18 protein-coding genes and 2 pseudogenes are annotated in these 18,884 nt (G+C 64.6%); 12 read left to right on the top strand and 8 right to left on the bottom strand.

The window, feature by feature from the left end:
- Positions 1-177 precede the first annotated feature (177 nt).
- The 5 genes from N825_RS34390 to N825_RS34370 all read right to left on the bottom strand — a co-directional run bounded on the left by N825_RS34390 (position 178) and on the right by N825_RS34370 (position 5,696).
- The gene (locus N825_RS34390; protein WP_037461652.1) at positions 178-1,020 is read right to left on the bottom strand and encodes a universal stress protein; all 843 of its coding nucleotides are present in this window, start codon (positions 1,018-1,020) and stop codon (positions 178-180) included.
- Positions 1,021-1,076: 56 nt separating this feature from the next.
- Entirely contained in the window at positions 1,077-2,576 is a 1,500-nt protein-coding gene (locus N825_RS34385; RefSeq protein WP_037461650.1) for a tripartite tricarboxylate transporter permease, read from the bottom strand.
- A gap of 12 nt (positions 2,577-2,588) precedes the next feature.
- Entirely contained in the window at positions 2,589-3,119 is a 531-nt protein-coding gene (locus N825_RS34380; protein ID WP_084165356.1) for a tripartite tricarboxylate transporter TctB family protein, read from the bottom strand.
- Positions 3,120-3,522: 403 nt separating this feature from the next.
- Complete coding sequence (locus N825_RS34375) at positions 3,523-4,521, bottom strand: Bug family tripartite tricarboxylate transporter substrate binding protein (protein ID WP_037461648.1); 999 nt, start codon at positions 4,519-4,521, stop codon at positions 3,523-3,525.
- A 284-nt stretch (positions 4,522-4,805) separates the two neighbouring features.
- A complete protein-coding gene (locus N825_RS34370) occupies positions 4,806-5,696 on the bottom strand; it encodes a LysR family transcriptional regulator (RefSeq protein ID WP_037461645.1) in 891 nt (296 codons plus the stop codon).
- Positions 5,697-5,938: 242 nt separating this feature from the next.
- Here N825_RS34370 and N825_RS34365 point away from each other — a divergent pair, with 242 nt between their 5' ends.
- From N825_RS34365 to N825_RS34335, 7 genes are all read left to right on the top strand, one after another.
- Positions 5,939-7,042, top strand: coding sequence for a 4-oxalomesaconate tautomerase (locus N825_RS34365; protein WP_245613325.1), 1,104 nt, complete (start codon positions 5,939-5,941; stop codon positions 7,040-7,042).
- A gap of 151 nt (positions 7,043-7,193) precedes the next feature.
- A complete protein-coding gene (locus tag N825_RS34360; RefSeq protein ID WP_037461662.1) occupies positions 7,194-8,039 on the top strand; it encodes an HTD2 family dehydratase in 846 nt (281 codons plus the stop codon).
- 11 nt (positions 8,040-8,050) lie between these two features.
- Positions 8,051-9,232: a CaiB/BaiF CoA transferase family protein gene (locus N825_RS34355; RefSeq protein ID WP_037461641.1), complete on the top strand. Its 1,182-nt coding sequence runs from the start codon at positions 8,051-8,053 to the stop codon at positions 9,230-9,232.
- Between the two features lie 3 nt (positions 9,233-9,235).
- On the top strand, positions 9,236-10,036 hold the full coding sequence (locus N825_RS34350) for an HpcH/HpaI aldolase/citrate lyase family protein (RefSeq protein WP_037461638.1): 801 nt from the start codon (positions 9,236-9,238) through the stop codon (positions 10,034-10,036).
- A gap of 30 nt (positions 10,037-10,066) precedes the next feature.
- Complete coding sequence (gene pcaB, locus N825_RS34345; RefSeq protein ID WP_037461636.1) at positions 10,067-11,422, top strand: 3-carboxy-cis,cis-muconate cycloisomerase; 1,356 nt, start codon at positions 10,067-10,069, stop codon at positions 11,420-11,422.
- Positions 11,423-11,693: 271 nt separating this feature from the next.
- Positions 11,694-12,011 (top strand): IS6 family transposase, encoded by a 318-nt coding sequence (locus tag N825_RS34340; RefSeq protein WP_051514109.1) that lies wholly within the window; start codon positions 11,694-11,696, stop codon positions 12,009-12,011.
- A 15-nt stretch (positions 12,012-12,026) separates the two neighbouring features.
- On the top strand, positions 12,027-12,722 hold the full coding sequence (locus N825_RS34335; protein ID WP_037461631.1) for an IS6 family transposase: 696 nt from the start codon (positions 12,027-12,029) through the stop codon (positions 12,720-12,722).
- Positions 12,723-12,741: 19 nt separating this feature from the next.
- Here N825_RS34335 and N825_RS38410 read toward each other — a convergent pair.
- Positions 12,742-13,167 (bottom strand): annotated as a pseudogene (locus N825_RS38410) (transposase); the annotation flags it as partial.
- A 139-nt stretch (positions 13,168-13,306) separates the two neighbouring features.
- Positions 13,307-14,209 (bottom strand): LysR family transcriptional regulator, encoded by a 903-nt coding sequence (locus tag N825_RS34330; protein WP_037461628.1) that lies wholly within the window; start codon positions 14,207-14,209, stop codon positions 13,307-13,309.
- A 110-nt stretch (positions 14,210-14,319) separates the two neighbouring features.
- Here N825_RS34330 and N825_RS34325 point away from each other — a divergent pair, with 110 nt between their 5' ends.
- From N825_RS34325 to N825_RS34310, 4 genes are all read left to right on the top strand, one after another.
- Positions 14,320-15,519, top strand: a complete 1,200-nt coding sequence (locus N825_RS34325) for an MFS transporter (RefSeq protein ID WP_051514107.1) — start codon at positions 14,320-14,322, stop codon at positions 15,517-15,519.
- A gap of 11 nt (positions 15,520-15,530) precedes the next feature.
- Positions 15,531-16,538, top strand: coding sequence for a zinc-dependent alcohol dehydrogenase family protein (locus N825_RS34320; RefSeq protein WP_037461620.1), 1,008 nt, complete (start codon positions 15,531-15,533; stop codon positions 16,536-16,538).
- A gap of 29 nt (positions 16,539-16,567) precedes the next feature.
- Positions 16,568-17,350 (top strand): NAD(P)H-dependent oxidoreductase, encoded by a 783-nt coding sequence (locus N825_RS34315; protein ID WP_037461618.1) that lies wholly within the window; start codon positions 16,568-16,570, stop codon positions 17,348-17,350.
- 114 nt (positions 17,351-17,464) lie between these two features.
- A complete protein-coding gene (locus N825_RS34310) occupies positions 17,465-17,875 on the top strand; it encodes an NAD(P)-binding domain-containing protein (protein WP_051514103.1) in 411 nt (136 codons plus the stop codon).
- Here the strand turns inward: N825_RS34310 and tnpC are convergent.
- Positions 17,812-18,457: pseudogene (tnpC, locus tag N825_RS38405) on the bottom strand (IS66 family transposase); the annotation flags it as partial. The gene N825_RS34310 and the pseudogene tnpC sit on opposite strands and share 64 nt — an antisense overlap.
- Before the next feature lie 65 nt (positions 18,458-18,522).
- Between tnpC and N825_RS34300 the strand changes: the two are divergent.
- Positions 18,523-18,884, top strand: a 362-nt coding sequence (locus N825_RS34300; RefSeq protein ID WP_037461654.1) for an IS5/IS1182 family transposase, incomplete at its 3' end; no start/stop codon positions are given.

The following is an 18,884-nucleotide window of genomic DNA, read 5'->3' as shown; positions in this document are numbered from 1 at the left end:
CTGACAGAACCCGATGGAGAGCCGCCAGAGGTCACCTTGGCTGATGGCAAGCGTCCGGTGAACTGATGTTCGAACAATGGATGATGGATCAAGCCGGCGGCGCAAGGACCACCGGCACGTCAGTATCAGCCGATCCACGACCGCTTTCCCACCAAAGCGCAGTCAAGGCACTGCTGCTCAGTGCGCGAACAGGACCGGCACGCTCATGCGTTCCAGCATGTGGCGGGTGACGCCGCCCAGGATCATCTCGCGCAGGCGCGAGTGGCCATAGCCGCCCATGATCACAAGGTCGGCTTTCTCGGCGTCGGCCTGTGCGAGGATCAGCCCGGCGATCGCGGCACCGCCGCTCTCCACCGCTTTCACCCGTGCCGCGACCCCATGGCGCCCCAGGTGGGCCAGGATACCCGCTCCGGGCTGGGGACCGAAGCGCGGGCCGTGTTTGCCGGCATCGACGATCAGGATCACCACCTCGGCCGCCAGGCGCAGCAGCGGCAGGGCGTCATGCACCGCCCGGGCCGCTTCGCGCGAGCCGTCCCAGGCGACCAGGACCCGTTCGGGCGGCAGCGCTTTCGCCCCCAGATAAGGAATCACCAGGGCCGGGCGGCCGGTGTCCATGAACGCCGCCTCGACCAGCGCGGTCTCATCGGTCCCACTTTCCGCGGGATTCGGTTCTCCCACCACGATCAGGTCGGCGTTGCGCGCGATCCGCGCCAGGATCGCCGGCAGACGGTCGAGCGAGCCCGTTTCCAGCCTCGTTTCCAGATCAACTCCGCGCTGCTCCGCCGCCTGCCTCGCCGCCGCGAAAACCGGATCGGCCTCGGCTTCGGCATGGCGCAGATGCTCCCGCACCACGTCGGCCGGCAGATGGTATCCCGCCATGCTCCGGACGAACGGTTCAGCCGCGAGATAGAGGGCCGTTAGGTGCGCGCCGAAGCGCTCCGCCAGTCTGAGCCCCGCCTCCAGGCGCACCTGTGACGCCTTGGTCTGATCGATGTGAACCAGAAGATCCTTGATCGTCATCGTCCACTCCTCCTCTGAATTGTGTCGCGCGTGAACATCGGTGTGCGGTTCAGGCGTCATTCACTGAACGCCTCCTCACGTTTGGCTCGTATGTTCGGCATGACGACGATGACGAGCAGCGTCAGGGAAACAATCAGGAGAGCCAAGCTGAGCGGTTGGGTGACGAACACCGTGGCGTCGCCCCGGCTGAGCAGCATGGCGCGGCGCAGGTTCTCCTCCAGCATCGGCCCGAGCACGAAACCAAGCAGCAGGGGCGCCGGCTCGAAGTCCAGTTTGATCAGCGCGTAGCCGACCAGCCCGAACAGCGCCATCATGAAGACATCGAAGGTGCTGTTGTTGACGCTGAAGGCGCCGATGCAGCAGAACGCGATGATCGCCGGGAACAGCAGGTGGTAGGGGATCGTCAGCATCCGGATCCACAGACCGATCAGCGGCAGGTTGAGCAGCACCAGCATCAGGTTCCCGACCCACATCGACGCGATCATGCCCCAGAACAGCTCGGGCTCGTCCGTCACGACGTTGGGACCGGGGGTGATGCCCTGGATGATCATCGCCCCGATCATCAGCGCCATCACCGGATTACTGGGAATGCCCAGCGTCAGCATCGGGATGAAGGAGGTCTGGGCCCCGGCGTTGTTGGCGGACTCGGGCGCCGCCACGCCCTCGATGGCGCCTTTGCCGAACTCGGCGCCGTTGGGCGAAATCTTCTTTTCCATGCTGTATGCCGCGAAGGAGGCCAGCATGGCGCCTCCGCCGGGCAGGATGCCAAGCACCGATCCCAGCGCGGTGCCGCGCAGCACCGGCCCGATGATCCGCTTGAAGTCATCCTTCGACAGCATCAGGCCGCTGACGTGCCTGACCATGACGGAGCGGGTGTGCTCGTGCTCCAGGTTGCGCAGGATCTCGCCTAGACCGAAGACGCCCATGCTGAGCGCCACGAAGTTCAACCCATCGGCCATTTCCGGCATGTCGAAGGTGAAGCGTTGGGTGCCGGTCTCGACATCGCTCCCGACCAGCCCGAGCAGCAGACCCAGCACGATCATGGTGAAGGCCTTGAGCAGGGATCCGCTGGCGAGCGCCACGGAGGCGACCAGACCCAGCACCATCAGCGAGAAGTATTCCGCGGGGCCGAATCGAAGCGCCACATCCGCCAACGGTGGTGCCGCGACGGCGAGCAGCACGGTCGCCACGGTACCGGCGAAGAAGGAACCAAGCGCGGCTGTGGCGAGCGCAGGCCCGGCCCGGCCCTTCTTCGCCATCTGGTAGCCGTCGATCGCCGTCACGACCGACGAACTTTCCCCGGGCAGGTTGATCAGGATCGCGGTGGTCGAGCCGCCATACTGCGCGCCGTAATAAATACCGGCCAACATGATCAGGGAGGAGACCGGCGGCAGGCCGAAGGTGATCGGCAGCAGCATGGCGATGGTGGCGATCGGCCCGAGACCGGGCAGGACGCCCACAGCCGTGCCGAGCAGCACGCCGATGAAGCAGTACATCAGGTTGAACGGGCTGAGCGCCGTGGCGAAGCCGAGCCCGAGGTCGGTGAACAGTTCCATGATGGAAACCTCCTAACGGGATTCGCCCGACGTCGCGGCCGGTGGCATCGTGCTCGATGCCGGAGCGATGGCCACGGGCGACCAGTGACCAGGGCTGAGCCAGGGTCCGGTCAGAGGCAGCGGCAATCCGAGAAGACGGATGAACAGGAACGCGCAGAACACCGCGAGTCCGATCGACAGCGGCAGCGAGCTGCGTAGTGTGGCATAGCGGCTCGACCAGGCGGTCACGAGGACGACGACCAGCACCGCCGGCGCCAGGCCCAGGCCGCGCAGCGCGAACCCGAAGAAGAGCACCGCGCCGATCAGGAGGAGGACGCCGCGCCAGGGAACCTGACCGAAGCTGTGCTCCATGGTGGGACCCCGCAACGCCAAACCGGCGATCACCAAGCCGAGCAGAATCATCAGTACACTGAGGATGATCGGAAAATAGCCCGGACCCATGCGAGACGCGGTGCCGATATCAAGCGACTGGCTTTGAACAAGGAAGCCTGTGCCAATGGTCATGACAATCAGGCCGCCGAAAACATCTCTCGGTTTTTGCATCAGTGTCACTGCTGCGTCCTCCCATGGTTATTTTTTTCAGGACTGCGGATCGACTCGGCGAATATGCTTCATCACTGAAGCGTGGCAAAGGCGGTCGCGCATCAGCGGGTGCCGCGCGCCTGGTCAGTCGGCGCATGGCGGTTTGATCTGATAAGTCGAAGCGGCGGGAGCGGAACGACAGCCCGTTGGTTCGGTGTGCCGTCAGGTCGTCACGGCCTTCCGGCTCTCAGTCTCACCATCTGGCGGTGGACTGTTTTGAGCCACGCGCATCGGTGATGGCATACGAACCACCGGGGGCGGACCTGGGACGCGCCAAGTTTGGCTGCCCCAGGCCGGTTCCATCATTTCAAGACAGTAGAGACTTCAAATATCGCCCGCTCTGGAAAGCTCGCCGCGGCGTGCTTTAGTCCAGACCTAGCCCGGCCTTCTTGATCAGAGCGGACCACCGGGCGGACTCCGTCTTCATGTAGGCGGCGAATTCCTCCGGCGTGTTTCCAACCGGCTCGGCACCCTCGAGCTCCAGGCGGGGCACGACCTGCGGATTGTTGATGACTTCGACGGTTGCCTCACGAAGCGTCCTGATGATTTCCGGAGGGGTGCCTTTCGGCACGGCGAAACCGTACCAAGCCGACGCGTCGTAATCCGCCCATCCGCTTTCCGCGATCGTGGGTACGTTCGGAAGCCTCTTGGTGCGCTCCTTGGTCGTGACGGCCAACGGCTTGACCTTGCCGCTGTCGATGAAGCCAAAGACCGAAGGGATGGTCGTGATCATGAAGTCGAGCCGACCGCCCAGCAGATCGGTGAGCGCGGGGCCCGCTCCCTTGTAGGGGGCATGGACCATGTCGAGTTTGGCGGTATCCGCGAGAAGCAGCGTGGCGAGATGACTGGCCGACCCATTGCCGGCTGACCCGTAGGTCAGCTTGCCCGGCTGTTTCACCGCCTCATCGACAAGTTGTTTGATGCTGGTGATCGGCGACGCCTCCGGCACCACGACCACGAGCGGCGCCGCCGCGATGACGGTGACCGGATCGAACGCGGTCAGCGGATCGATCTTGACGTTCTTGAACAGGTGCGGATTGACGACCATGGGGCCTTGGTTGGCCAGCAGGACGGTATAACCGTCGGGATCCGCCTTCGAGGCCTGCTGGGTCGCGAGGTTGCCGCCGGCCGTGCCGTTGTTCTCGACGATCATCTGCTGACCGAACTTGTCGGTGAGACCCTGGGCGACGACACGGGCGATGGCGTCGGTCCCTCCGCCGGCGGCATAGGGCACCAGCAGGCGGATGGTTTTGTTCGGGTACTCCGCGGCGAAGGCGGGGGCGCCGAGAATGGACGTCATGACCACCAGGCTCGAGACCAAGGTCGTCGCGGTCGCAAGAAATGAGTTCTTCCGTTTCAGCATCGTAGATCTCCCTAGTCGTTGTTGGCTGGGGATCGGCGACAAAGCGTTGATCCGGCGGATAATCCGCCCCAGCAGCCATGTTTTTGAGGTCCGCACGCGGTGTCGCTCCGAATGAACTCCCTTGGAGAGCGCCACGACGCCGTCTTCAGGGCCATCATCGAGAGAGCTGAACTCCACATCCGCCGACGTTCAAAGACTACCAGCCTTTATGACTTTCGTTAAATGCAATTAATTCGGACATTGATGCGTTAAAGTTATCAACGTCGATGGGGAGCCGTGACCCTTCAGGTTTTCCATATGTCGAGCAGCATCTCGTAAAATTGCGCCGCCGCCGGGGACAGGGACGCACCATGGCGCCGCACGACGCCGATGGTGCGCGAGACTTCCGGCTGCGACAGCGGGATGGAGCGGATCAGGGGATGGTCGGGCGCCGGGGTCGCGAGCGCTGGAAGCACAGCCACCCCGAGCCCGGCTTCCACCAGGCCGAGCGACCCTGACAAATGGGTGACCTCGTAGGACCAGTTCAGCCGCTGGCCCTGCTGGGCCAGGGCGTTGTCGATCAAGGCGCGGTTGCCGCTGGTCCGGCCGACGGTGATCACCCGATGCGCCGCCAGCTCCTTCCAGGTCACCTGACTTCGCCCAGCCAGCGGATGGTCATGACGGCAGGCCAGGACGAAGCGATCCTCGGCGAGTGGGGTGAATTCGATCTCGGGATGGGAGGCGCCAATGAAATTGATGCCGAAATCGGCTTCGCCACGCGCCACGGCCTCCAATCCCTCGTTGGCGCTGACATCGAGGATGCGGATGCGGATGCGGGGATAGGCCGCGCTGAACCGGCCGATCGTGCGCGGCAGGAAGTAGAAGACCGCAGTCGGCACCGACGCGATGGAGACGAGACCACCGCTCCGCGCACCCAAATCGCGGATGCCGAGGACCGACGTCTCGAACTCGTCGAGGAACCGGCGGACCTTTGGGATGAAGTCCCGGCCGACCATGGTCAGTGCCACATGCCGCGTCGATCGTTCGAGCAATGGCGCCCCCAGGCTCACCTCGAGCTTCTGTATGCGGCGACTGAGCGCGGGCTGCGACAGGTTCAGCGCCCTGGCCGCGCGGTGGAAACTGCCCAGATCGGCGACCGCGATGAAAGCCCGCAGATCGAGAAGCTCGAAATTCATGCTCGGTCCCCAACAAGGCGATGATTGACGCGCCGTGGCTGATTGACGGCGCGTTCAAGTCGCACGGATGACGCTCCCACGATAGGGATCGGAAGCCTTTGCCACATCAAAACCGTTTGATGCGTAGAAAGGAATAATACCGGAAATCTTCGCATTTCCCAACATAAGAAAGATGTTCGATAGTCGCGTCAACAAGCGTTCCGGTGACGGAAGGCATAATGAATCCGAAAGGGTGGTGCGCCGTGGCCTCAAGTGACCAGATCCGGATTCCCTGCGTGATGATGCGTGGCGGGACGTCGCGCGGTCCCGTCTTCCTGGCCAGGGACCTCCCATCGGATCCACTTCATCGTGACGCCTTGCTCCTATCGCTCATGGGAGCCGGTCACGAGCTTGAGATCGACGGCATCGGTGGCGGCAATCCGCTGACCAGCAAGGTCGCGATCGTCGGTCCGGCATCCGTGCCGGGCGCCGACGTGGACTATCTGTTCGCCCAGGTCAGGGTGCGCGACCGCATCGTCGATACCTCGCCGAACTGCGGCAACATGCTGGCCGCCGTCGGACCCTTCGCGATCGAGTCAGGCTTGGTGTCGCCCTCGGATGGGCTGACCCGGATCCGCATTCACAATGTGAATACCGGCAAGTTGATCGAGGCTCGGATCATGACGCCGGGCGGTCAGGTGGTCTACGAGGGTGGGGCGTCGATCGACGGCGTCCCGGGGACTGCGGCGCCGATCCAGCTCGCCTTCCTTGACGCCGCCGGAGCCAAGACCGGCAGATTGCTGCCAACCGGTGCGCCGGTCGATCTGATCAACGGGGTCGAGGTGTCCTGCGTCGATGCCGCCACCCCCGTCATGCTCGTCCGGGCATCCGATCTCGGCAAGTCCGGTATCGAGACGGCGGGCAGCTATCACACGGACCCGATCTTCATGGCGAAGCTCGAAGCGATGCGGATCGAAGCCGGTCGGCGCATGGGGTTCCCCGATGCGGCCTCCCTGGTGATCCCGAAGCCGGTGCTGATCGCCCCCGCCGCCGCTGGCGGCACCCTGGTGACCCGCTACTTCATGCCTCACGAGTGCCACCGCGCCTTGGCCGTCACCGGCGCCATCGCCGCCGCCACGGCGTGCGTGACGCCAGGAACGGTCGCCGCCTCGATGGTCGGCCCAATCAACCTGCCGACCGACATCACGCTCGAGCATCCGTCCGGGCGGATCGTCGTGAGGCTTGAATCAGGCGGCGGGCAATCCGGACCTTTCGCCAGTGTTCAGCGAACCGCCCGCCGGATCTTCGAAGGGACTGTCTTTGCCCGGCGGTCCCATCTGCCGCACGACATGAGACTGACCGGCTGAAGGGATGGGACAAGCCTGATCCGAAATTCCGGCGGAACCGAAGACATCCCGGATGATCGGCAACCGACCCTCGCTCGGTTCGCCGCAGTCCAAACCGTCGATCAAACAACAGTCATGCCAAACAACAAACATGCAAGGAGGAGATGCCATCATGGATTTTAGAGAATGGGTCGGTCGAACCGAAACGGTCTCGGACGTGGTCACGCCCACACCTTACGCCGCCCTGTCCGCGACCCTCGACCGCCCCGCCGAACGCCCGGCTCCCGGAACGCCGCTCCCCGCGCTCTGGCACTGGCTCTTTTTCCTGCCGCTCCACCGCCAGTCGGAAATCGGCCCGGACGGACACGCCAAGCGCGGCGGTTTCCTGCCCCCGATCCCCTTGCCCCGGCGGATGTGGGCCGGCAGCCAGTTCCAGTTCCACGAGCCGGTCAGGGTCGGCGACGCGGTGACGCGGGTTTCGACCATCCATGACGTGACGGAGAAGTCGGGGCGCACCGGCCCCCTGGTCTTCGTCAAGGTCCGCCACGAGATCAGCCGCGAAGGCGGTTCCAAGGTCGCCATCACGGAATTCCACGACATCGTCTACCGCGAAGCCGCCAAACCCGACGATGTCACTCCTCCCCCGCAGCCGGCGCCGAAGTCTTCGGAATGGGAAAAGGGCTGGGTCCCCGACGACGTGCTGCTGTTCCGCTACTCCGCCCTGACCTTCAACGGCCACCGCATCCATTACGACCGCAAATACGTGACGGAGACGGAAGGCTATCCCGGCCTGATCGTCCACGGTCCGCTGATCGCGACACTGCTGCTCGACCTGCTGCGCCACAAGCTGCCGGATGCCGAGGTCGCCGAATACCGCTTCAAGGCGGTCCGCCCGACCTTCGACATCAACACCTTCTCGGTCCACGGCGAGCCGGAAGCGGACGGCAAGACCTTCCATCTCTGGGCCAGAGACCATGAAGGTTGGCTGACGATGGATGCCACTGCGGTTATTCGGTGAGGAACAGGAACATGAAACCTTTGGCCGGAACAACAATCGTCACCCTCGAACACGCCATCGCCGCCCCCTTCGCGACGCGTCAGCTCGCCGATCTCGGCGCCCGCGTCATCAAGGTTGAAAGGCCGGGCGTGGGAGACTTCGCCCGCGGCTATGACGAGCGGGTCAACGGCTTGGCATCTCACTTCGTCTGGACCAACCGCTCCAAGGAAAGCCTGACGCTCGACGTCAAGCATCCCGAAGCTCAGACCATCCTGAAACGCCTGATTGCCGAAGAAGCAGATGTCGTCGTCCAGAACCTGGCACCGGGAGCGGCCGCCCGCCTCGGCCTGTCCTATGAAACACTGTCCGCCGAAAAGCCTGAGATCATCGTCTGCGACATCTCCGGCTACGGCAATGACGGTCCGTACCGCGATCGCAAGGCCTACGACCTGCTGATCCAAGGCGAAGCCGGCTTCCTGTCGGTGACCGGGACCGAGGAAACCCCGTCCAAGGCGGGACCGTCGATCGCCGACATCTCCGCCGGGATGTACGCCTTTTCCAGCATCCTCGCGGCCCTGATCCAGCGCGGCAGGACCGGACGCGGCCAGCACCTCGACATCTCGATGCTGGAATCGTTGGTCGAGTGGATGAGCTACCCGCTCTACTACGCCTATGACGGCGCCCCGCCGCCGGCCCGCGCTGGAGCCAGCCACGCCACCATCTACCCCTACGGCCTGTTTCCGGCGGGAGATCGCAAGACCGTGCTGCTGGGGCTTCAGAACGAGCGGGAATGGGCCGCGTTCTGCGAGGTGGTGCTGCAACAGCCGGGTCTCGCATCCAAAGAGCGTTTCTCCAGTAATTTCAGGCGCAACGCCGCGCGGGACGAGTTGCGGGGGATCATCGTCGAGGCTTTCTCGACCCTGACCGCCGAGGAGGTGATCGCCCGGCTCGACAAGGCCCGTATCGCGAATTCCCGCGCCAACGACATGCATGACGTCTGGGAGCATCCTCAACTGAAGGCCCGCAACCGCTGGCGGACTGTGGAAACGGAGCGGGGCGCCATCCCGGCTCTGCTTCCTCCCGGTTCATGGGAAGAAGGCGATCCCCGTATGGACGCCGTCCCCGCACTCGGTCAACAGACCGATGCGATCCTCTCGGCTCTCGGGTATTCGCCGGACCGGATCGAAAGCCTGCGCGCCGAAAAGGCGATATAGACCATGTCTCTTCCAACGACATACCTCTTCGTACCGGGAAACCGGCCCGACAGGTTCGACAAGGCTCTTAACTCCGGCGCTGACGCCATCATTCTGGATCTGGAGGACGCGGTCGATCCCGCTTCTAAGGACGCGGCGCGGGAGGCGGTCGGCGTCTGGCTTGGCAGCGGTCACGCCACCAACGGCCGTGTGCTGATCCGGATCAACGACGATGCGACGCCCTGGTATGGCGGCGACTGCACCTTGCTCGACCGTTTCCGCTCCGTCGGCATCGTCCTACCAAAGGCGGAACGGGCGGACCAGATCGCGGCGCTGCCTAAAGGCGCAGTCGTGGTGCCGCTGATCGAAACGGCACGTGGCCTGCGCGCCGTGGATGAGATCGCGGCGGCGGACGGGGTCCAGCGTCTGGCTTTCGGCACGCTCGACTTCGCGGCGGATCTCGATCTGTCGGGTGATGAACGCGGCTTGATACAGCCCGCGATGATGATCGCCATGGCGTCCCGCTGTGCTGAAAAGGCGGCGCCGATCGCGGGTGTCACTCCGGCCATCGACGATGCCGACGCGCTGAAGCGTGATCTGGAGTTCGCCCGCGCTTTCGGCTTCACCGCCAAACTGTGCATCCATCCCCGGCAGGTCATCGCCGTTCAGGAGGCTCTGGCTCCCACTCCGGCTGAACTGGAATGGGCGCGGCGCGTCCTCGCTGCGGCGGAAGCCGGAACCGGCGCCGTCCAGCTGGACGGCAGGATGGTGGACCGCCCGGTTTTGCTCAAAGCCCACGCGATCCTCGCCCGCGCCAATTTCTGACAACCACTCAAGACACGAAAGGCCTGATTCATGCCCTCAACGATCGTGGACTCCGCCATCTTCGGCAATATCTTCAGCACCGACGCCATGCGCGCCGTGTGGTCGGACGAGAACCGTACCCAGAAATACCTGGACATCGAAGCAGCCCTGGCCCGCGTCCAGGCCCGGCTGGAAATCATCCCGCAGGAAGCAGCCGACGAGATCGTCAAGAACTGCTCCATCGACAAGATCGACATGGACAAGCTGCGTCAGCAGACGGAGCGGATCGGCTATCCCGTCCTCGGCGTCGTTTCCCAGCTCAACGCGCTGTGCCGCGACAAGTTGGGCGAGTTCTGCCACTGGGGCGCCACGACGCAGGACATCACCGACACCGCAACGGTGCTCCAGATCCGCGAGGCTTTGAAGATCGTCGAGGACGATCTGGCCGCCCTGTCCGCCGGGCTGGCCGATCTGGCGCGGCGGCACCGCGACACGCCGATGATCGGACGCAGCAACCTCCAGCAGGCGGTTCCCGTCACCTTCGGCTACAAGATGGCGGGCTTACTGGCGGCGGTGGAGCGGCACCGCGACCGGCTGGACGAGTTGCGTGCCCGCGTCCTGGTCGGTGAGTTCGCCGGTGCCGCCGGCACTCTGGCCTCGATTGAGCGCGGCGCCATGGAAACTCAGGAAGGCCTGATGGCCGAACTGGGCCTGGGCCAGCCCGTCATCGCCTGGCACACCGTCCGCGACAACATCGCCGAGGTCGGCTGCTTCCTGGGTCTAGTCGGCGGCACGCTGGGCAAGCTGTCGATGGACGTCAAGCTGATGATGCAGACGGAAGTGGGCGAGGTCTATGAGCCCTATGCCCATGGCCGAGGCTCCAGCAGCACCATGCCGCAGAAGCGCAACCCGATCTCGAGCTGCTACATCCACGCCGGCATCTCGGTCGTCCGCCAGCACGCCGCCGCCCTGATGGACGCCATGGTCGCCGACCACGAGCGTTCGACCGGACCGTGGGAGATCGAGTGGATCGCCCTGCCGGAATCCTTCTGCCTGCTGGCCGGCGCCCTGAGACAGGCCCGCGCCGTGGTCAGCGGTCTGGAAGTCGATGCCGAACGAATGCGCGCCAACCTCGACATGACCAACGGGCTGGTTATGTCGGAAGCGGTGATGATGGGCCTCGGCCCCTACCTGGGCCGCGAATACGCCCACGACCTGGTCTACGACATCTGCCGGGAGGCCCTGCGCCAGAACCGTCCATTACTCGATCTGCTGACAGAGACACCTGATATCGCCAAGCACCTGAATCGCGAGGAATTGGCGAAGCTGTGTGATCCGGCCAACTACCTGGGCCAGTCCGGCGTCATGGTCGATCGCGTCCTGAACAGCCTTCGCGACCAAGTGTAATGGGAAAAGGAAGTATGCATCCCGCATGAATGCGGGATGCTGCTATCCCACAGAACACTTTTAGGGAAGGATTGCGGTCGGCCTTCTGAGCGATAGCTTATGGCGGCGACGCCGGACTGATCAAGCCATGGCGAAGGCCGATGCCCGGTATCGCACAGGACTGAACACGGCAACACGGCGGATCACTTGGGCTGACATCGCTCTCGAGGGTACCGTCAAGTTGGCGGCGGGCTGAGTTGTCTGAGCAGCGAGGGTTGGCTATGGGGCAGGCATGACGACCTCGCCCCAGTCTCTCCACGCCGGCTACCGGTTCCCAGCGGAAGTGATCGGCTACGCGGTTTACCTGTATTTCCGCTTCCCCTTGAGCCTGCGCATGGTGGAGGAGATGCTGGTCCCGCGCGGCATCACCGTCAGCCATGAGACTATCCGTGCCTGGGGCCTGGAATTTGGCCGGGAGATCGCCAACCGGATCCGCCGGAGGCACTTGGCCCGTGGCGACAAGTGGCACCTGGATGAGGTCGTGATCGGCACCGGCGGCAAGAAGCATTGGGGCATTGTCACGGGAACGGTGGCCATCCGTCGGCGATGACAATAATATGCTTGAATGCAGCCGATCTCGTATGCCCGCCACCAGTTTCCGCCCGCCGTCATCCAGCACGCGGTTTGGCTCTATCTCCGGTTCACGCTGAGCTACCGGGACGTCGAGGATCTGCTGGCGGAGCGTGGACTGGATGTCTCCTACGAAACGATCCGGCGCTGGGTGGGCAAGTTCGGGCCAGTGATCGCGCGGAACCTGCGGCGGCTGCGCCCCAGGCCCAGTTCATGCTGGCATCTCGATGAAATGGTGGTGCGGATCAACGGCAGGCGGATGTACCTGTGGCGGGCGGTCGATGATGAGGGCGAGGTGCTGGAGGTCCTGATCCAGCGCCGGCGGAACAAGGCCGCCGCCCGCAAGTTCATCTGTAAGCTGCTGAAGAAGCACGGTTTCGCTCCGACGCGGGTGACAACCGACAAGCTGCGCTCGTACGGCGCCGCGTTCAAGGAGATCGGCTTGAGCGCCGACCATGAGCAAGGAATTTACCAAAACAACCGGACCGAGGTTTCCCACCAGCACCTCCGCCGTCGAGAGCGCAAGATGCAGCGGTTCAAGTCGCCGGGATCTGCCCAACGCTTCGCCTCGATGCATGCTTCCACCTACAATGGTTTCAACGTCCAGCGTCATCTGATTTCCCGCCGTACCCTGCGCACCTTCCGCGTCCAGGCCATGGCTGATCGGAATGCTGCGGCCGCTGCTGCGTGAGAGTTGCCAGAATCTCGGTCCTTTGCGAGCCAGCCAAGTTCCCGTGACAATGCCCGCCCGCGCCAAAGATCTTCAAGCCGCTGGAGTCGATTACCACATTCACCGGTCCCTTCGGCTTCTTCAGGGTGGTCGTCAACGACAGGCGGGTGCTGCGGCGGGACAAAGTGGTGTGGTCAGGGACCGGCAGATCCAGGTCGAGCATCCCGATGATGGAGTTCAGCATCCCCTCAGTCCGCCGCCAGGGCTTGCCCATCGCCAAGCGCAGCATGACGGCAGTTTCGATCACGATGTCCGAGTAAGACGTCGGCCGCCCGCGTCGTCCGCTCCTCTCCGGCGCCCATGCCTCCAGCGAGTCAGGCGTCACCCACACCGTTAGGCTGCTCCGCTGCTGCTGTGCCTCGTCATACTCCCGCCAGTTGGAAACTTTGTACTTGGCCTTCAAGATTTTATGACGGCGCGGTTCGTTGTGCTTTTACGGCATCGGAACTCTCGGCAGCGGGGCTGCCTTCATACCCGCCCCGGCCGACAACCGGAACCCGATTTATGCATCAAAGCCCGTGCGCAGCCTTCAGTCCAGTCGGTAACTACCCTTCGGCGGCCAACGTCATCAGCCGTTCACGCAGCCAGCGTTGTGCCGGATGGTTGGTGGCCCGGTCGTGCCAGACACTCACGATGGTAAAGCCAGGGATGGTGAGCGGCGGGTCCAGCACTTGCAGGCGATCCGACCAGCCATCGGCGATCCGCCGTGGGATCAAAGCGATCATGTCGGACCGCGACACGACCTCCGGCACGATCAGGAACCCCGACGTGGATAGGGCTACGGTGCGGCGGCGGCCGACAGCCTCTAGTGCCGCATCGGTAGGTCCCGAGAACCCGCCGCCTTGGGGAGACACCACAACGTGCTCCAAAGTACAGAACACGTCCAGGCTGACATATCCCTGTACGGCCGGGTGTCCCTGCCGGGCGATCACCACGTAATCCTCACAATAGAGCTGACGCTGGCGCATGGCCGCCGGTGCATGGTCCGGAGTTGCCAGGGCTAGGTCGACTTCGCCGCGCTCCAACTGAGTGGCGAGCGCCAGCACGTCCAGGGCACGCCAGGCGATGCGGACCATGGGCGCCTCGGTCCTGAGCGCGACCGAGAACCGGGTGAGCAGCGCATACTGCTGGTAGTCGGTCCCAGCGATCACCAGGGTGGCCTGCATGGTCGCCGGGTCGAACGGCATTCCCTCAGCCACTACCCTGCGGACACCCTCCAGCGCTTCATGCAAAGGTTGCCGAAGCTCGACGGCGCGCTGGGTCAGGACCATCCCGCGCCGTGCCGGAATGAGGAGGGGATCGCCGAGGGCGTCGCGAAGCCGCGCCAACCGGGCCGACAAGGCGGGTTGGCTCAGGTTCAAGCGCCGGGCGGCACGCGTGACGTTCCCTTCCGCCAGTAGGGCTTCGAGCGTGACAAGCAGGCCGAGATCGAGGTTTTTGGTATCCATTCGTTGGATAACAACACACAGAAGGTTCGATTTCAACATCGTAACGTGAAGCGCGATATGCCGAGCGGGCTTCAAATCCCGGAGGCTCCATCAACAACACGGATAGCAGATTGCCCGAAGCCCTCGCCCTCGAACCGCATCGCCCTTCGTCGATCGCGTTCCCGCTGCTCGCGGCCATCCTGTTCCTGTTCTTCGTGTCGGCCTGCGTGCCCTCGCCCTTGTTCGTCGTCTTCCAGGGGCGGTGGGGCTTCTCCCCTGGCATGCTGACGGTCGCGTTCAGCATCTACTCACTGGTGCTTCTCGTCACGCTGCTCGTTGCCGGCTCGCTTTCGGATCACCTGGGACGCAAGCCGGTGATCGTCGCGGCGCTGGCGATACAGGTCGCGTCCATGGCGCTGTTCCTGACGGCGGACGGCATCGGCGGGTTGCTGGCCGCCCGGATCGTCCAAGGCCTGTCCATGGGCTTGGTCAACGGCGCCCTGTCCGCCGCGGTGATCGAGGCGGCGCCGCCGGCCCGCAAGGCACTCGGCAGCCTGCTGACCAGCATCTCGCCGCTTGCGGGACTGGCGGCGGGCGCCTTCGTCACCGGAGCCCTGCTCGGAGTGACGGACAAAGCGGAGGTCTGGGCATTCGGGTTCCTCGGCGGGCTGTTCTGCCTGGGCGCGGCGATCGTTCTGCTTATTCCCGAGACGGCGAGCCCGGTGCCCGGCCTGCTTCGTTCCATGGTGCCGAGCGTGCATGTCACCCGTTCAGCGCGCGACGGCTTCAGGCGCGGGCTGCCGTTGCTCCTGTCGATCTGGGCGCTGTGCGGCTTCGTGGCCGCGCTCGGGCCGTCGCTGCTGCGCGCCGTCTTTGGCGTCAGCAGCGGATTGCTGAACGGCGCCACCATCGCCGTGCTATGCGGCGCCGGCGCCGTGTCACCGCTGATACTGCGCGGGATGCCGCCTGGACGCATGGCCGTCGTGGGCATGGCGGCGGTGACGGTCGGGGTTGGCCTCCTGCTCGTGTCGATCGGTACCGGAGCGTTGGCGTTGTTCTTCGTCGGCGGCGCGGTCGCCGGCGCCGGGCTGGGCGCATCGTTCAGCGGCCTCATCCAATCGCTTGTGCCGCTCACCCCTGTGCACGAGCGTGCCGAACTCTTCGCGGCGATCTTCCTGGTCACCTACCTGTCCCTGAGCGTCCCGCCCATCGCTGCCGGCTTCGCGGTTCCGCTCACCGGCTTTTTGGCCACGACGGAGGCTTATCTCTACGCCGTCCTGGTCGTCTCGGCGACTGCGACCATCCTGCAATGGCTGCCCTTGCGCAGCTGAGGAGCATCGGCATGAAAGCTATTCAGGCTCATCCGCGGCAGGGGCTAGACGGCCTGACGCTGATGGACCTCCCCGACCCCGGCGATTCTGGACCGACCGTCATCCGCGTGCTTGTGCATGCCACCTCGCTGAACTTCCACGATCTGGGTGTGGTGACGGGACGGCTGCCGTGCGCCAATGGGTGCATCCCCATGGCGGATGGAGCCGGGGTGGTGGAGGCGGTCGGTTCCAAGGTCACGGAGTTCAAGCCCGGCGACCATGTCGTATCCACCTTCTTTCCGACCTGGCTGGACGGTGAGGCCACCCTTGCCGATTTCACCACCACGCCGGGCGACGGGATCGACGGCTTTGCTCGGGAGGTCGTGGTGGCGCCGGCCACGTCCTTCACGCGCGCGCCGGCTGGCTGGAGCCACGCCGCCGCCGCGACTCTGACTACGGCCGGTGTGACGGCCTGGCGGGCCCTGGTGGTCAACGGCGGCCTCAAGGTCGGCGACAGCGTGTTGGTCCTCGGCACGGGCGGCGTGTCGATCTTCGCGCTGCAGATCGCGCGGGCCATGGGAGCCACGGTGATCGCGACTTCCTCCTCCGACGAGAAGCCGGAGCGGCTTCGCACGATGGGCGCCGCGCACGTCATCAACTATCGCCAGGACGAGAACTGGGGCGACCGAGTGCGGGACCTGACGGGCGGCACGGGCGTGGACCATGTCGTGGAGGTAGGCGGCCCAGGCACGCTAGCGCAGTCGATTAACGCCTCGCGCGTCGGCGGTCACATTTCTTTGATCGGCGTGCTGACCGGGAGGGCGGGTGACGTGCCAACAGCCATGCTCATGGCGCGGCAGCATCGGCTACAGGGCCTGATCGTCGGCAGTCGCCGGCACCAAGTGGATCTGATCCGCGGTATCGACGCCGTTCACGGCCACCCAGTGATCGACCGCTCCTTTCCGCGGGCCGAAATCGCGGACGCCTTCCGGCTCCAGGAGTCTGGCGGTCATTTCGGCAAGATTGTCGTCGAATACTGATAACCCCCAACTACCAAGAAGAGATCATCATGAAAGTTCTCATCGTTTACGCGCACCCCGAACCCACTTCGCTGACACGGCAGTTGGTCAATGTAACTGCTGAGACGTTGTCGGCAGCGGGACACACCGTTATCCATTCGGACCTCTACGGCATGAAGTGGAAGGCGGTGTACGACGCCGATGACTTTCCGGTGCGTGAGAACCCGGAACGGCTGTCACTCATCGCGGAGTCAGGCCATGCTTACGCAAGCGGGCATCAGACGCCCGACGTGATCGCTGAGCAGCAGAAGCTGCTCGCGGCCGATGCTGTGGTCCTGCAATTCCCGCTGTGGTGGTACGGCGTGCCTGCGATTCTAAAGGGCTGGATAGAGCGGGTCTATGCCTTCGGTTTTGCCTACGGATATCAGAATGGCTCCAACCAGTTTCGCTTTGGGGAGGGCATCCTCAAGGGCAAGCGAGCGCTGGTCAACGTGCAGGCAGGCGGTCCAGCGGCCGACTATGGCCCGCGGGGTATCAACGGGCCGCTTGATCAACTGCTGTTCCCGCTGACCCATGGCGCTCTGTTCTACCCCGGCATGGACGTGCTCCCGACGCACGCGGTCTATGGCGCGGGTCACGTTTCCACGGCGGAGGAAGTGGAGGCGATCAAGGCAACATGGCGTGTGCGTCTTGCCGGGCTATTCACCGACAAGCCGATTCCCTTCCGGTCGCAAAACGGCGGCGACTTCCCCGATCGCCACACCATGGACGACCATGTTGCGCCGGGCCAAACCGGCCTCGTCGCGCACGTTGCCAATCTGGTCGACGCTTAACGAGCAACGCCGATGTCACCTGCAGCGATCACGCTCGCCGTCGCGGCCTTCGGAGCTTGAGGAGATGGAAATGGATGTAGCATTTATCGGACTCGGGGAGATGGGCTCGGGGAGATGGGCTCGGGGATGGCCGACAATATCGTGGCGGCCGGTCACCAAGTCACCGTCTGGAACCGGGGCCGGGCCAAGGCCGAGCCGTTCGCCGCTCGGGGTGCGAAGGTCGCCGCCGACCTCGCCGCGGCCGCCCGGGCTGGCACCGTCATGACGATGCTGGCCAACGACGCGGCCGTCGAGGCGGTCGTTTTCGGGGACGGCGGACTGCTCGCGGCAGGTCCCGACCTGCTCCATATCTCGTGCAGCACGGTCAGCGTGGACCTCACCGCCAGACTGGCGGCGGCGCACGCCGCGGCGGGACAGCGTTTCGTGTCGGCGCAGGGTAAGCGTAGCGTAGTTGCACTGGATCAAGCGTTGACAGCAGGCTTCCAGTTCCACGGGAGCAACTCGTTTATACGGCTGGCGGGATAGCCGTTGACCATGCGCTCAAGGATGTCGCGGAGGTAAGCGAAGGGCTCGACGCCGTTGAGCTTGCAGTTTTCCACCAGCGATGCGATCACAGCCCAGCGATGGCCGCCACCTTCAAAACCTGCAAAAAGACTGTTCTTTCTGCCCAGAGCCACTGGCCGGATGCAGCGCTCCACCACATTGGTATCCATTTCCACCCGGCCGTCGTTGAGGTGGAAGCACAGCGCCATCCAGCGGCCGAGCGCATAGCGGATCGCCTCCGCCAGTTTGGAGCGGCCAGGCAGGCGTTGGAGTTCCTGCTCGAGCCAGGTCTTCAGCTCAGCCACCTGTGGGGCAGCCTCGGCCTGCCGGATCTGTCTGCGCTCATCGGCCGTGCGGCCGCGGATGCGGTCCTCGATTGCGTAGAGCCTGGCAATGCGGCGCAGCGCGTCGGCCGCGATCGGGGAGCCGCCTTCGGCCAGGTCGTAGAAGCGTCGGCGGGCATGGCTCCAGCAGGCAGCCAGCACGACCCGGTTGCAGGCAGCCAGCCGCTCGCCCGGCGTAGCCGTCCACCTGCAGAACCCCGCGGAAGTCCCGCAGGTTGGCGTGTTGCAGGGATATGCGGGATCGCGTAAGGGACGACCTGTTACGATGCTCCGGATCGCGCCTTCATGCCGCATAAAGCCAACGCTGCCCGCCGCCACCACATTCCGCGGCCGAAGCGACGCGTGACGAACTGGTCCGATTATGACGAGGCTCTGCGTCAGCGAGGCAGTCTGACCGTATGGTTCACCGATGAGGTGATCTCCGCCTGGAAAGCCGCGCCGCGCACGACGCCGGGTGGTCAGCCCCACTACTCCGATCTCGCGATTACGACGGCTTTGACGTTGCGCGCGGTGTTCCACCTCGCGCTGCGCCAGACCGAGGGGTTGATCGGCTCGATCCTCCAGTTGCTCGGCCTCGACCTTCCGGTGCCAGATTGTTCCACTCTCAGCCGGCGGGCCAAGAGTCTGGAACTGCCGGCGCAACCCCA

The organism is Skermanella stibiiresistens SB22, assembly GCF_000576635.1.
GTDB lineage: Bacteria > Pseudomonadota > Alphaproteobacteria > Azospirillales > Azospirillaceae > Skermanella > Skermanella stibiiresistens.
The sequence above is the reverse complement of the archived record's forward strand: the minus strand, read 5'-3'. Positions and strand labels throughout refer to the sequence as shown.